At 63.3% G+C, this 14,195-nt stretch carries 12 protein-coding genes; all 12 read right to left on the minus strand.

Annotated features, from left to right (window positions below):
- Window positions 1-10: 10 nt before the first annotated feature.
- The 12 genes from K6M89_RS13805 to argS all read right to left on the minus strand — a co-directional run bounded on the left by K6M89_RS13805 (window position 11) and on the right by argS (window position 14,133).
- On the minus strand, window positions 11-1,597 hold the full coding sequence (locus tag K6M89_RS13805) for a peptidoglycan DD-metalloendopeptidase family protein (protein WP_222139811.1): 1,587 nt from the start codon (window positions 1,595-1,597) through the stop codon (window positions 11-13).
- Between the two features lie 139 nt (window positions 1,598-1,736).
- Window positions 1,737-2,390 carry a protein-L-isoaspartate(D-aspartate) O-methyltransferase gene (locus K6M89_RS13810; protein ID WP_039619385.1) on the minus strand — a complete coding sequence of 218 codons (654 nt, stop codon included), beginning with the start codon at window positions 2,388-2,390 and terminating at the stop codon, window positions 1,737-1,739.
- Window positions 2,387-3,160 carry a 5'/3'-nucleotidase SurE gene (surE, locus tag K6M89_RS13815; RefSeq protein WP_222139812.1) on the minus strand — a complete coding sequence of 258 codons (774 nt, stop codon included), beginning with the start codon at window positions 3,158-3,160 and terminating at the stop codon, window positions 2,387-2,389. The genes K6M89_RS13810 and surE overlap by 4 nt, the downstream gene beginning before the upstream one ends.
- Window positions 3,161-3,164: 4 nt before the next feature.
- Window positions 3,165-4,448: a serine--tRNA ligase gene (gene serS, locus K6M89_RS13820; protein ID WP_097579090.1), complete on the minus strand. Its 1,284-nt coding sequence runs from the start codon at window positions 4,446-4,448 to the stop codon at window positions 3,165-3,167.
- A gap of 99 nt (window positions 4,449-4,547) precedes the next feature.
- Window positions 4,548-5,375, minus strand: coding sequence for a twin-arginine translocase subunit TatC (gene tatC / locus K6M89_RS13825; RefSeq protein WP_038688492.1), 828 nt, complete (start codon window positions 5,373-5,375; stop codon window positions 4,548-4,550).
- The gene (tatB, locus tag K6M89_RS13830) at window positions 5,372-5,989 is read right to left on the minus strand and encodes a Sec-independent protein translocase protein TatB (RefSeq protein ID WP_097579088.1); all 618 of its coding nucleotides are present in this window, start codon (window positions 5,987-5,989) and stop codon (window positions 5,372-5,374) included. The genes tatC and tatB overlap by 4 nt, the downstream gene beginning before the upstream one ends.
- Before the next feature lie 51 nt (window positions 5,990-6,040).
- Window positions 6,041-6,232 carry a twin-arginine translocase TatA/TatE family subunit gene (locus K6M89_RS13835; protein WP_009990121.1) on the minus strand — a complete coding sequence of 64 codons (192 nt, stop codon included), beginning with the start codon at window positions 6,230-6,232 and terminating at the stop codon, window positions 6,041-6,043.
- Between the two features lie 182 nt (window positions 6,233-6,414).
- Window positions 6,415-7,119: an SMC-Scp complex subunit ScpB gene (gene scpB / locus K6M89_RS13840; protein WP_097579087.1), complete on the minus strand. Its 705-nt coding sequence runs from the start codon at window positions 7,117-7,119 to the stop codon at window positions 6,415-6,417.
- Window positions 7,116-7,973, minus strand: a complete 858-nt coding sequence (locus K6M89_RS13845; protein WP_097579086.1) for a segregation and condensation protein A — start codon at window positions 7,971-7,973, stop codon at window positions 7,116-7,118. Before K6M89_RS13845 ends, scpB begins: the two co-directional genes overlap by 4 nt.
- 19 nt (window positions 7,974-7,992) lie before the next feature.
- Window positions 7,993-9,006, minus strand: coding sequence for a beta-N-acetylhexosaminidase (nagZ, locus tag K6M89_RS13850; RefSeq protein ID WP_222139813.1), 1,014 nt, complete (start codon window positions 9,004-9,006; stop codon window positions 7,993-7,995).
- Window positions 9,007-9,116: 110 nt separating this feature from the next.
- Window positions 9,117-12,314, minus strand: coding sequence for an SPOR domain-containing protein (locus tag K6M89_RS13855; protein WP_222139814.1), 3,198 nt, complete (start codon window positions 12,312-12,314; stop codon window positions 9,117-9,119).
- A gap of 61 nt (window positions 12,315-12,375) precedes the next feature.
- On the minus strand, window positions 12,376-14,133 hold the full coding sequence (gene argS, locus K6M89_RS13860) for an arginine--tRNA ligase (RefSeq protein WP_222139815.1): 1,758 nt from the start codon (window positions 14,131-14,133) through the stop codon (window positions 12,376-12,378).
- Between the last annotated feature and the right edge of the window lie 62 nt (window positions 14,134-14,195).

Raw genomic sequence — 14,195 nt, forward strand, 5'->3', positions numbered from 1 at the left:
TACGCTGTACCTATTCCAGGAAAGTCATCGGATTGACCGGGGACGCATCTTTGCGCACCTCGAAGTGGACCTGTGGCTGCTTGACGTCGCCGCTCATGCCGGAAACGGCAACGGTCTGGCCGCGCTGGATCTTCTGGCCGCGGGCGACGCTCAGCGTATCGGCATTGCCGTATACGGTGACGGTGCCGTCGTCGTGGCGGACGAGTACCGTATTGCCCAGTTCCTTCAGGCCGTTGCCGGCATAGATGACGACGCCGTTTTCGGCGGCCTTGATCGGCGTGCCCTGCGGGACCGAGATATCGATGCCGTCGTTGCGGTTGCCGTTGACGTTGGCGCCATAGGCAGCAATGACCTGGCCGCGCACCGGCCAGCGGTATTTGCCAATGCCGGTCGATTCCGGCGCGTCGGAGCTGACGTCGGCCTTCTTCTCGACCTCGTCGACGGTCTGCGTGGCGGCCGGCGCCTTATAGGGCGCGGGCTGGACGGAAGCCGTCTGCTGGGCAGGCGCCGGATCAACCGGCTTCGACTCGACCTTTTCAGCCGGAATCGAGGCGGTCTTGATCGTGTCGGCTCTGCCGTTCGGGACCTTCAGGGCCTGGCCCACACGCAGCGTGCTCTCCGAAAGATTGTTGGCCGCCTTGAGATCGTCGATATTGGCGCCGGTTGCCTTGGCGATCTTTGCCAGCGAATCGCCCTGCTTGACGACATAGGTGCCGGCTGGCGCCTTCGGGTCCTTGCCGGCGCCGGCCGGAAGCTTGCCGGTCGGATCGCTCGCCATCGTCTTGTCGCGGGCGGAATTGGCGCCCGGGACGACCGCGACCTTCTGTTCCGGCGCCTTGGCCGGTCCCGGCATATTGCCGGGCTTGGAAAGATCGGCTGCCTGCGACGCTGCCTTGGCGGCATTGCCGCCATTGAACGTCGGGATCAGGATCGCCTGACCAGGTTGGGCGGCAGAGGCCGTCTTCAGATTATTGACGCGCAGGATTTCCTTTTCCGGAACGCCGAAACGTCTGGACAGCGTAGCGATGTTTTCGCCCGGACGCAGCGTCACAGAAGGCGCATTGGTTGCCGACCAGCCAGAAACCTTCGGCGTCGTGCCGGTCGTCAGCGAATCGGGCGTCGCCTTGGGTGCTGCCGGCGCCACGAGCCGCGGCTTTTCAGCCTGCGGCGAAGCTGGGAACGGCTGGGCGAGCGCCACTTCCTTTTCCCGCTGCCGGGACGGAGCGGCTGCCGTCGGCGCCGCAAGCTCGGAACGCTGTATCGCGACCGGCGAGGAAGCCAGGCGTGCACTCGATGGACGGACCGGCTCGTAGCCCGGGTTTGCCGGATAGGGCTGGTTCAGCGCATTGTTTCCGCCGTAACCGGACTGGCTGGCGACGGCCGTACCGCCGAGATCGGCGCGCGGCACCGGATCGCCCTGAGCACCGCCCCTGCGCGGAATGGAACTTGTGGTGATCTGATCCTGCCCGGAGGAGGAAAACAAACCGCCAAACCGTGTCACATCGGAACTGCAGCCCGTTGCGGCACTCGCCAGCAGGCCCACAACCAGAAGATTACCGGCCGACTTACCGAACTTCGGCGAAAGACTGAAACGCATTGACTCGACCCACTGAGAACGCAACCATTTGTGAGTCTATTAAAGCGCGTTAGTATTACCACGCGGTTAAGATGCTGGAATCAGTGCGATATTTTTGAGAAGTTGATAACCATAGCTTACGGGTGAAAAATCGCAGTGCCTACAGCAGCGAGGCAAGTCGCGGAACGATCGGCAGATAAGGGGCTTCGAACAGTTCCTCGCGTTCGAAACGACTGCCGGTTTTCGTCAGCCGCACCATGCGACACTCGTTCTCGGAAATCATCAGCGGCGCGATCATCGAGCCGCCTGAAACGAGCTGGTCTGTATAAAAACGCGGCATCGCATTGAAGGCCGCCGTCACCAGGATACGATCGAACGTGCCCTCGCCCTGCATGCCGGCGCTGCCGTCGGCCTGGCGGATGACGACGTTGCGCAGGCCCAGCGATTCCATGCGCCGCTGTGCAGCCGTCGTCAGCGTCTTGTAGCGATCGATCGACAGAACGCGTTCGGCCAGGCGGCCCATGACGGCGGCAGTGAAGCCGCTGCCGGTGCCGATTTCGAGAACACGCTGTCCCGGTTTGAGCTTGAGGTGATGGAGGATGCGGACGACAAAATCGATGCCTTCGAGAAAGGAACCGCATTCGATCGGAATCGTGCGGCTCGAATAGGCGTCGTCGGCAAATTGCGCCGGCACGAACAGCGAGCGCTGCGTCTGCTCGACCGCCGTCAGCAGATCCAGATCGGAGATGCCTTCGGCACGCAGTCTAAGGACGAGCGCCGCAAAGCCCTCCTTCTCCGCCAGTCTTGCCGTCAAACCTGTGCTCCGTATCCCAGGGCCCGCGCCACGCGGTCCGTTACGGAATAATCGGTCAGATCCAGTTTCAAAGGCGTTACCGAAATCTTGTTATGCTTGAGGGCGTGAATATCGGTGCCTTCGATGAAGGCGCCGGCGCGCTCGCCGAACTTCAGCCAGTAATAGGGAAAGCCTCGACCATCGGAGCGGGCATCGACCTGCAGATTGAAGGCGAGCTTGCCCTGCATGGTCACCTCCGCGCCATCGACCTCGTCGGGACGGCAGTTCGGGAAGTTGAGATTGAGGAACGTACCTTCCGGCAGGTCCAGAACCATCAGCTTTTCCAGAAGAGCCGGCGCATGCGTCTCGCAGACCTCCCAGGGCACGATGCGCGCGCCATCCTCATAGAGATAGGCCTGGCTCAGCGCGAAGGAGCACACGCCTTGCATTGTGCCTTCGATGGCGCCGGCGATCGTACCGGAATAGGTCACATCGTCGGCGACGTTCGAGCCGGAGTTGACGCCGGAGAGAACGAGGTCGGGCTTGATGTCCATCACCTGCCGGATGCCCATGATGACGCAATCGGTCGGCGTGCCGCGCAAGGCGAAATGCTTGTCGGAAATCTTGCGCAGCCGCAGGGGTTCGGAGAGGCTCAGCGAATGGGCAAGACCGCTCTGGTCTGTCTCGGGCGCCACGATCCAGACATCGTCCGACAGCGTGCGGGCAATCCGCTCCAGCGCGGCCAAGCCTTCCGCGTGAATGCCGTCGTCATTCGTAAGCAGGATGCGCATCGCCTCAGGCCGCCCGTTCGATCTTCGTCAATCCGCCCATATAAGGCAGCAAAACGTCCGGAATCGTGACGGAACCATCCTCGTTCAAATAATTTTCAAGGACGGCGATCAGGCAGCGTCCGACGGCGGTGCCGGAGCCGTTCAGCGTGTGGACGAACCTGTTGCTCTTATCGTCCTTGCCGCGGTAGCGCGCATTCATCCGGCGGGCCTGGAAATCGCCGCAGACCGAGCAGGAGGAGATTTCGCGGAAGGCGTTCTGTCCCGGCAGCCAGACTTCGAGATCGTAGGTCTTGCGCGAACCGAAGCCCATATCGCCGGTGCAAAGCGTCATCGTGCGAAAATGCAGGCCGAGCCGCTTCAGCACTTCTTCGGCGCAGGCGGTCATCCTTTCATGCTCGGCAATGGCGCTCTCGGCATCGGTGATCGAGACGAGCTCGCATTTCCAGAACTGGTGCTGGCGCAGCATGCCGCGGGTGTCGCGGCCGGCCGAGCCCGCTTCCGAACGGAAGGACGGCGTCAACGCGGTAAATCGAAGCGGCAGCTTTTCCTGGTCGAGGATTTCCTCGCGCACCAGATTGGTCAGCGTCACCTCGGCCGTCGGGATGAGATAGCGGCCATCCGTCGTCTTGAAGAGATCCTCTTCGAACTTCGGAAGGCTGCCGGTGCCGAACACCGCTTCAGCCCGAACCATCAGCGGAGAGCTGACTTCGGTATAACCGTGCTCGCGCGTGTGGAGATCGATCATGAACTGGCCGAGCGCACGCTCGAGCCTGGCGAGCGGCCCGGTCAGCACCGTGAAGCGCGAGCCGGAGAGCTTGGCGGCGCGCTCGAAATCCATATAGCCGAGCGCCTCGCCGATTTCGAAGTGCTCCTTCGGCGTGTGGTTCCATCGCGGCTTTTCGCCGACGGTGCGGGTGACGACATTGTCATGCTCGTCCTTGCCGACCGGGACATCGTCGAAAGGGACGTTCGGGATGCGCGAGAGCGCGTCGTTGAGCTCGGCCGTCAGCTGCCGGTCCTCTTCCTCGACCATCGGCAGCAACGTCTTCAGTTCGGCGACCTCGGCCTTCAGCTTCTCGGCGAGTTCGGCGTTCTTCTGGGACAGCGCCGCACCTATCTCCTTGGAGGCGAGATTGCGGCGGGACAGCAGGTCCTGCGCCTTCTGCACGGCGGAGCGGCGCTTTTCATCGAGGGCAATGAGGCTTTGGGCAAGAGGCTCCGCACCGCGCTTAGCAAGGGCGGCATCGAGCGCTTCGGGATTCTCACGGATCCATTTGATATCGAGCATCGTCGTTCCAGGTCGTTGCAACAGAAGTGACCCGGCCAAAGCCTGATCGGGCTTCGACCGGATGGGACGGCGCTCATGAAGGGATTGCCGGATTGCCGCTCAGACGCTGTCCGTCTTGGCAACGTCTGCGGATCCGGTTTCCTTCTCGACCGCCTGCCGGGCACGCTGGCGCTCCACGAGTCGCGCCGCATAGATGGCAATCTCGTAGAGAAGGATCGCCGGTATCGCAAGGCCGATCTGGGATAAGGGGTCCGGCGGCGTCAGCACGGCAGCGACGACAAAGGCCAGCACGATGGCGAATTTACGCTTTTCGGCGAGCCATTCCGACGTCAGCAGGCCGACACGGGCAAGCAGTGTCGTGACAACAGGCAGCTGGAAGACGAGGCCGAAGGAGAAGACCAGCGTCATGATCAGACTCAGATATTCCGAAACCTTCGGCAGAAGTGAGATTGCTACCTCGTCGTGGCCCGGCGCCTGCTGCATCGACAGGAAGAACCACATGACCATCGGCGTGAAGAAAAAATAGACCAGCGCGGCGCCCAAGAGGAACAGAAGTGGGGAAGCGATCAGGAACGGAAGAAAGGCCGCCCGTTCATTCTTATAGAGGCCTGGAGCGACAAACTTGTAGATCTGGGCGGCGATGATCGGAAAAGCGATGACAAGGCCACCGAACATGGCGACCTTGACCTGCGTGAAGAAGAATTCCTGCGGCGCGGTGTAGATGAGCTGCGCCTTCTCGACATCGAGGTTGGCCCAGCTGACGGCGAGCTTATAGGGATAGACCAGGTAGTTGAAGATGTGCTTGGCGAAAAAGAAGCACACGACGAAGGCGATGAAGAACGCGCCGATCGACCACATCAGCCGCGTGCGGAGCTCCATCAGGTGCTCGATCAACGGCTGCGGCTTGTCTTCGATATCACCGCTCATGCCTCGTCCTTCTTCTCAGTCTGCGCCGGCTTCTTCGGCGTTGCGGGCTTCCTGGCTGCCGTCGCGCGCTTCGGCTTTTCCACCGGCGCGGCAATGGCGGCGACGGCATCGGCCTTATCAGCGGCCTTGACGCGCGGCTTGCGCGGAGCCTTCGGCTTGGCGGCAATCGTGTCGGCCTGGACGGCCGCGGCGGCGACGGGTTCCGGCGCCGGTACGGGTGCCGGCATTAGCGGCGGCGTTTCCGGCAGGCTCATCGACGGCGTCGGGGCCGATACGGCAGCCGGCGGCACCTCGGTCTTGTTCTCAGGAGGCGTGCCCGCCTTCTGCAGATCGGCCTTGATCTCGTTGCCCATCTGACGAAGCGGGTTCATGGCCTCGCGCAGACTGTTGACCGGATTGAGCCTCTGGGCGTCGGTGATCGTCTGGCGGACATCGTCGAGCTCGGCTTCACGCAGCGCTTCGTCGAACTGCGCGCGGAACTCACCTGCTACCTTGCGGGCACGCTGCGTCATCTTGCCGAAAGCGCGCAGCATCGGCGGCAAATCCTTGGGACCGACAACGACGATCAGCACGACCGCGATGACCAAAAGCTCGGTCCAACCAATATCGAACATGCAAGGCTCCTGGACGGGAAGCGCGGGGGCGGCGCTTTTTCCCGGACTTGGTTACTTCGTTTCGTCGGCCTTGTGATCGACGGTCTTTGCCGTTTCCGGCGCGTCTTCGTCCGTCATGCCCTTCTTGAAACTCTTGATGCCCTTGGCGACATCGCCCATCAGTTCCGGGATCTTGCCGCGACCGAACAACAACAGCACGACGACCAGGACGATCAGCCAGTGCCAGATGCCAAAAGAACCCATTACGCTTACTCCCTGTTGTGATGTTCCCTCGATGTAAGGATTTCCCACACCGTTTCCAACATCAAGCCCTTCGAACTGAGCTTAATGTCACGGTATCGCCCTTTGTGACAAGCCACAGACCCGCCGAAAAATGGTGAGCACCATTGTTTTCGTCATGCATGGCAAAAGCAAGACGAAGTCCTTCAATCTTCGGAGGTAGAACGCGGGGCGAGCAACCCAAGTTCTTCGAGATCCATCTGGGTAATGGGGTCTTCGTCCTCGCTCAGCTCGTCGTTTATCAATGGCGAGGGAATATTGAAATTCGCCGGGATGCGGCCCGACAGCAGGCCTGCTCCCTTCAACTCTTCGAGACCTGGCAGATCGCGCAATTCCTCGAGGCCGAAATGGTCGAGAAAATCCCGCGTCGTGCCCAGTGTCACCGGCCGGCCCGGCGTGCGCCGGCGGCCGCGAAACCGCACCCAGCCCGCTTCCATCAACACGTCGAGCGTGCCGCGCGAGGTCTGCACGCCGCGGATATCCTCGATTTCGGCGCGCGTCACCGGCTGGTGATAGGCGATGATCGACAGCACTTCCAGCGCAGCGCGCGACAGCTTCTTCACCTCATTGTCATCGCGGCGGATGACGAAGGAGAGATCGGCGGCGGTGCGGAAGGCCCAGGCCCCCTCCACCTGCACGAGATTGACGCCGCGCGGCGCATATTGCTCCTTCAGCCGTAGCATGATCGCGCGAACGTCGGCCTCCTTGGGGAGGCGCTCGGCGAGGAAACCTTCGGACACCGGCTGCGAGGAGGCAAAAACCAAGGCCTCGGCGATGCGCTCGGCCTCGATCTCGGCGTGCAGGTCGCGGCCTTCGTCCTCGTCATCCTCTTCGCTCTTCAGATCGATCAAGCCGGCCGCTCCTGTTCCACCACTTGCAGCGTCGCATGTTTCGGGCCGCGGCGCATATAGATCGGCTGGAAGGCGCCGTCCTGGCGGATTTCGAGCTTGCCCTCGCGCACCAGTTCCAGCGAGGCGGCAAAGGCGCTGGCGATGGCCGTGACGCGCTCCTCGGGCGCTGCGAGATAACGCAGCAGATAGTGCTCCATCGCCGTCCAGTCGCCAACCTCGCCGATCATCTGGGTCAGCAGTTCGCGCGCGTCGGTCAGCGACCAGACATTGCGCCTCTCGATCGTCACCTGGGTGACGGCATGGCGCTGGCGCAGCGCCGCATAGGCGGTCAGGAGATCGTAGAGGCTCGCCGCATAAGCCGACTGCTGCCGATCGGGAATATGCTCGGGCGCGCCGCGCGCGAAGATATCGCGGCCAAGGCGGTTGCGGTTGACGAGGCCTTCGGCCGCCTGGCGCATGGCTTCGAGGCGTTTCAGGCGGAAGGCAAGCGTTGCCGCCATCTCCTCGCCCGACGGCCCATCATCCTTGACCTGCTGAGGAATGAGCAGCCGTGACTTCAAATAGGCAAGCCAGGCCGCCATGACGAGATAATCGGCGGCGAGCTCAATGCGAATCCGGCGGGCGCTTTCGACGAACTGCAGATATTGCTCGGCGAGCGCCAGCACCGAAATGCGCGACAGGTCGACCTTCTGGTTGCGGGCGAGATAGAGCAACAGGTCGAGAGGACCTTCGAAGCCGGCGACGTCTATCACCAGCGCCGGCTCGTGGCTGGCGCGCTCGGCGCCGTTGTCCTGCCACAGCTTGTCCATCGGCGTTGCCGCCTGCGGACGTTCCGTGCCCTTGACCGTGTTCACTAACCCTGCTCCTTCGCGATCACACGATCGCAAACATCGCTTCGAATTCCGCTCTCAACTCCGCCTCATCGGCGCCATCCGGCGCGGCGAAGCCTGCTTCCACCGCCTTGGCGCGGGCAAGCGACGCGCCGGCGAGCGGTGGAACATTTGCCACGACATCCACCATCTCGTCCATCTTGCCATTGCAATGCAGCACGATATCGCATCCGCCTGCAATGATATTCGCCGCACGTTCGCCGATCGTGCCCGAAAGAGCGTTCATCGAGCTATCGTCGGAAAGCAGCAGACCGCTAAAGCCGATATGCTCGCGGATGACGCCGTCGATCACCTTGCGCGAGGTCGTCGCCGGATTGTCCGGGTCGATGGCGGTGAAGACGACGTGGCAGGTCATCGCCATCAGCTCGTCCTTCATCGCGACGAAGGGCCTGAAATCATGGGTTTCGAGCTCATCGCGCGAGACGGTGACGACAGGCAGCTCCAGATGGGAATCTGCAAAACCGCGGCCGTGGCCGGGCACATGCTTCATCACAGGCAGCAGGCCGCCGGCCTTCAGCCCTTCGGCAGCCGCCCGGCCCATGGCGATGACGGTCTCGGGATCGCCGCCATAGGCGCGGTCGCCGATGACATTGCTGCTGCCTTCGACCGGCACGTCGAGCACCGGCAGGCAATCGACATCGATGCCAAGCCTCGAAAGGTCGAAGGCATGCAGCCGCGACATCGCCCAGGCGGCGCGCAGCCCGAGCGCCGGGTCGCGGCGATAGAGATCACCGAGCGCCTGGCCGGAGGGATAGCGTGAGAGGACGGGGGGACGGATGCGCTGGACGCGGCCGCCCTCCTGGTCGATCAGCACCGGCGCATGCCAGCCGACGCTGTCGCGCAGTTCGGCGACGAGCTCGGCAATCTGCGAGGCTTCGGAAATGTTGCGCCCGAAGAGGATGAAGCCCCAGGGCCGTTCGCCCCGAAAGAAGGCCGTCTCTTCGGATGTGAGGGCAAGGCCGCTGCAGCCAAGGATCATCGCTTTTGATTCGGTCATATAGGAATCATAGACCGCCCCGGGGCAAATGCGAGCAAGCGCGGGCGCGATGCACAAAAAAGAGCGGCGGGCCGATCGGCCCGCCGCTCTCATAATTCCGTGACCTGATTTTACTTGGAGATCAGGCAGCTTCCGCCGGCTGCGCGATACTGTTCGCAAAGTGCTGCGGCCTCATCCTTAGAGCCGACCGGGATGCGAACACGGTAGAAAGTACCCTTGCCGGCGATATCGGCCCTGCGGATCTCATGAGCGCGGCCACCCAGCACCCCGGCGAATTTCTTCGAGAGGTTGGCATAGGACCTGTTGGCCTCGTCCTCCGACGGCAGTGACGCGATTTGGAGGCCGTAGCCGCCGGGGGATGCGGCCTGCTGCGGCTGGGCAGCAGAAGCAACCTGCGTCGGCTTCGGCTGCTGCGCCGGCGTGCGGACATTACCCTTTTCAGTGACGGTGCCGACGACATTGACGGGCTGATCGGCCGGGCGGGCAATCGGAACCGGGGCCGTATCGGCGATCGTCGTCGTCTTAACCGGCCGTACCGGCGCATCGGCCGAGGCGGGATTTGCCGTCTGCGCATCGGCAGTTACGGCAGGCGATCCCTGTGCCGGGGCGGGTTCGACCGGTGCTGCGGAACGCGTATCGGCGGAAGCAACCTCGGCGCTTGCCGGGAAGCTTGCAGCCGTTCCGCTAACCGGCGGCACGGTCGGGGTCGACGGCGCGGACTGGGCCGTGACCGGCGGCTGGGCGGACGGCACCGGCTGGGCGGACGGCGTTGTCTGGGCAGACTGTACCGGCGGCTCCGGCTGATCGACGGGCGCAGCCTCCTCGCGGGCGACCAGGGTGCCGTCAGGCTTGACGATCATCGTGCGGACCTTGCGCGGCGAAACGGACGGCGTCTTGTCGGCGCCGCTTGCGGGCGCGTCCTCGGCGTTTGCCTGGTTCGGCAGCAGACGCGGATCTTCCGTCTCACCGACCGCGGTCGGCGTGACCTGATTGTCGGCGCCGGCGTTCTCGTCGTCCTCGGGCAGCGCTTCCGGTGTCAGTGTGCGCTGGACGACATCGACGGGCGCCTCGTCGGACGACACGAGCGCCTTCTGCTTCGGTTCCTCGGCGGAACCCGCTACGCGGTCATAGACGGCCTTGTCCTGGTTGGGCACGGTCTTGCCGCCGGGATTTTCCGGAACGACCTTGACCGGCTCCTTGTCGGCGGTGATCACGCGCGGCTCGCCGGATGCGACAATGCCAAGCCCCTCGCCGTTCCAGACGGAGGAATAGACGCCATAACCGACGCCGGCGAAGACTACCAGCACGACAGCCCCGGCAAGCAGCCGGCGCATCGAGCGGGCGCGGCTGAAATCGGCGGCCTGGCTTGCCGATTCGATGTGGACCTCGGAGGTCTGGCGGCGCTCGACCGGCTCGCGCACGCTGCGGCGGAAATCCTCCTCCAGCGCCCGTTCGAAATCATCGAGGCCGTCGGCAATGGTCGGCTTGACCGGCTTGGCCGTGGCAGCGGTATCACGGGGCGGCGCCGGCATTTCCCGCGGCTTGGCCGGTTCAAAGAAGCTCGCGATCTCTGCGTCGAGATCGAAATCGAAATCCGCCGTTTTCGCCACCGGCGCGGGCTGCTCGACCGGCGGCAACGCCGGCACGTGCATGTCGTCGACGGTCTCGGGACGTTCCTCCGGATCAGAGATCATCGCCGGATCGAAAGGCAGGTCTTCGGTCGATTCTGCGACGGGCACTTCTGGGGCGGGCGCTTCTGGGGCGGGTGTCCAGTTGAAAACAGGCGCAGGAGCTACGACCGGCGGTTCGGCAGCAAAGACCGGTGCGGACCGCGTGGGCGCAGTCGCCTGCTGGGGCGCAGCGGGTGCCGGCTGCGGCTTTGGCTGCGGTGCAGGCTCGGACGCCTCGGAAAAATCGAGATCGGCGAGTTCCAGCTCGATGCCGGCAAGATCCAGTTCGAAATCGTGGCCGGCGAAAGGATCGTCAGCCTCCGGCGCGGGCTGCGGCGCCCGGGCATATGCCGTTGCGGCAGGCTGGGGCGCGGTGACCTCTGCAGGCTGGGGCGCAACCGGCTTTGCCACTTCGGCGACATGGGCAGGAACGATTTCGACGGGAGCGGACAGGACCGGTGCAGCGACGACCGGCGCAGGCTGAACCGGTGCGGCGGCTATCGGGGCAGCCTCGGCGGCGGGCTGCGGCGCGACAGGCGCCAGATTGGCGCGCTGCAATACCGGATGCGGCACCGGATAGCGCGAGACGTCGGCCAGCAGATCGTCGAGATCGAAAGTGCCGGCGGTGTGCGGAACTTCCGGTACGACTTCGGTCAGGGCGGCATCAGCCTGGATCTCGCCTTCCACAGCGGCAGCGAGATCGAAACCGACGTCGGAGCTGAACTCCTCCGGACCTTCCTCGACGTCAGAGAACTCTTCGGCTTCGGCAGTCTCTTGCGGCGCAATTGCCTCATCGTGACGATCGAGTTCGGCGGGAAACCCAAATGACGGCGAAGCGGAGACGAATTCCTCGGCAGGCTCGACAGCGGCGACGGGCGCCGACTGCTCGACCGCAGGCTGCGGCTCTACCGCCACAGGATCGGCGAGCGATGATTCAGCCACCGGTTCGTCGGCTACCTCTGCCACCGGCGCGGCGACGGTTTCGGCCGCCGGCTCGACCACATCCGCCGGCGGAGCAACCGGCTCCTCGCGTTTCGGCGCGTGGAAATTGGCAAGCGGCAGCCGGATGCTGGCAGCCGACCATTGCGGGGCTTTGGCGGACTGCGGTACGGAAGAGACAGGCGCCGCACCGATCGACAATTCGAGCTCTTCGATCAGATCGCGGGCGCCACCGAAGGCGGCTTGGACGGGCGCCTCGGAAACGGGATCAATGGAAAGCTGCTGCGGGCCGGCCGGCCAGTCGGCAGCGGCAACGTCCCAATTTCCTGCTGCAGGCTGCGCTGCTTCTTCAGCGGCGGCAGGAGCAACGGAGACAGGTTCCGGAGCCTGCGGGCTTTCGACGGCAGGGGCGACGTCGAGAACGGGCTCGACATAATCTTCGGGCGCAATGCCATCGGAAATCGACTCGGCCGGATGATCGAGCTCTGCGAGCGGACGCGGAGAGTCGTAACGGTCGAACTCGCGGCCAAGCTCGTCCTCAAGATTGAAGGCGGGCTCGCGCCGTGCGGCTTCGCTCACCGTATTCGCTGCAACACGCGGTTCGAAGCCGACGATACGAGCAAGCTCGGCCAACGGATCGTCGTCAGCAAACAGATCGTCTTTTCCGCGCGTATCATACGCAAGTTGTTTCTCAGCCATGCCTATCCCACTCGCAAACGCCAACGCTCAAATGCCAGCGCATTGTGGGGAAATGGTGACGTTATCGCATTTCGTCAGGTGCGGCAGTGCCTGTAATGGCAAGTCCCGACTTCAAAACCGACGCGACGGCGTACACCAGCCCAAGTCTGGCAATACTTGATTCTCGGTTTTTATCATTAACAAATCGTAATTCCGTCTGATCTTTACCTTTGTTCCAGTGCGCGTGGAAGGAACTGGCGAGGTCGTAGAGGTAAAAAGCGATGCGATGCGGCTCCTGCGACTGGGCCGCTGCTTCGACGATACGCGGGAATTCGGCAAGCTTGGCGACGAGCTGCAATTCGGCCGGATCGCCAATGCCAGCAACGGCTTTCGCAAGATCGTCAGACGAAACATCGAGGCCGGGGAAAGCCTCCCTCGCCTGCCGGAAGACCGACATGCAGCGGGCGTGCGCATACTGCACGTAAAAAACAGGATTGTCCTTCGATTGCTCCGTCACTTTGGCGAAATCGAAGTCCAGCGGTTCGGAATTCTTGCGGTAAAGCATCATGAAGCGGACCGAATCACGGCCGACTTCCTCGACGACGTCCCGAAGCGTGACAAAATCGCCGGAGCGTTTCGACATCTTCACCGGTTCGCCGTTGCGATAGAGCTTGACGAGCTGGCAGAGCAGCACCGTCAGCTTCGCCTTGCCATCCGAAACGCCGCGCGCCACCGCCTCCAGGCGCTTGACATAGCCACCATGGTCGGCGCCGAGCACATAGATCATCTCGTCGAAACCGCGGTCGAACTTGTTCTTGAAGTAGGCGACGTCGGCGGCGAAATAGGTGTATGAGCCGTCCGACTTGATCAGCGGCCGGTCCATGTCGTCGCCCACCTCGGTCGAGCGGAACAGCGTCTGTTCGCGATCTTCCCAATCCTCAGGCAACTGGCCCTTCGGCGGCGGCAGAGTGCCCTTGTAGACGTAACCCTTGAAGGTCAGGTCGTTGATCGCCGTGCGGATCGCGGCTGCACCATTGGCGTGCAAGGTGCGTTCGGAGAAGAAGATATCGTGATGGACGTTCAGCGCCGCCAGATCCTCCCGGATCATCACCATCATCGCGCTGATGGTGCGGTCCTTGACGATCGGCATCCATTGCTCTTCCGGCATGTTGTGCAGCCGCACGCCGTAATCGGCGGCAAGCGCCTGGCCGACGGGCACGAGATAATCGCCGGGATAGAGACCCGAGGGGATTTCGCCGATCCGTTCACCGAGCGCTTCGCGATAACGCAGGAAGACCGAGCGGGCGAGCACGTCGATCTGCGAGCCGGCGTCGTTGATGTAATATTCCTTCTCGACACCGTAACCGGCAAAGGCGAGCAGGTTGGCGAGCGCGTCGCCGACAACGGCGCCGCGGCAATGGCCGACATGCATCGGGCCGGTCGGATTGGCCGAGACATATTCGACATTGACCTTGCGGCCTGCACCGAGGGTCGAGCGACCGTAGTCGGTGCCGGAGGCGATCATCGAGGCCAGCAGCCGTTGCCAGTAGCCGACGGCGAGACGAATGTTGATGAAGCCGGGACCGGCGACTGAGACATCGGCGACGTCGGCATCCTCTTTGAGCTTGGCGATGATGACGTCGGCAAGCGCGCGAGGGTTGGACCCGAGCGGCTTTGCCAGCACCATCGCGGCGTTGGTCGCAACATCGCCATGGCTCGCATCGCGCGGCGGCTCGACGGTGATGCGGCCGAAATCGAGCTCGGATCGCTTTTCCCTGACCAGATCGATCTGTTCAAGGGCGGTTTTGATCCTGGCTTCGAAGTCGGTAAAAAGGTTCATCGCACTCTTCCATGCATAGGCTGTGCCAAAGGCGCAAATCGGCCTTCGGCGGGCGACCGCTG

This window comes from Rhizobium croatiense, from assembly GCF_019793465.1.
In the GTDB taxonomy this organism is placed as follows: Bacteria; Pseudomonadota; Alphaproteobacteria; order Rhizobiales; family Rhizobiaceae; genus Rhizobium; species Rhizobium croatiense.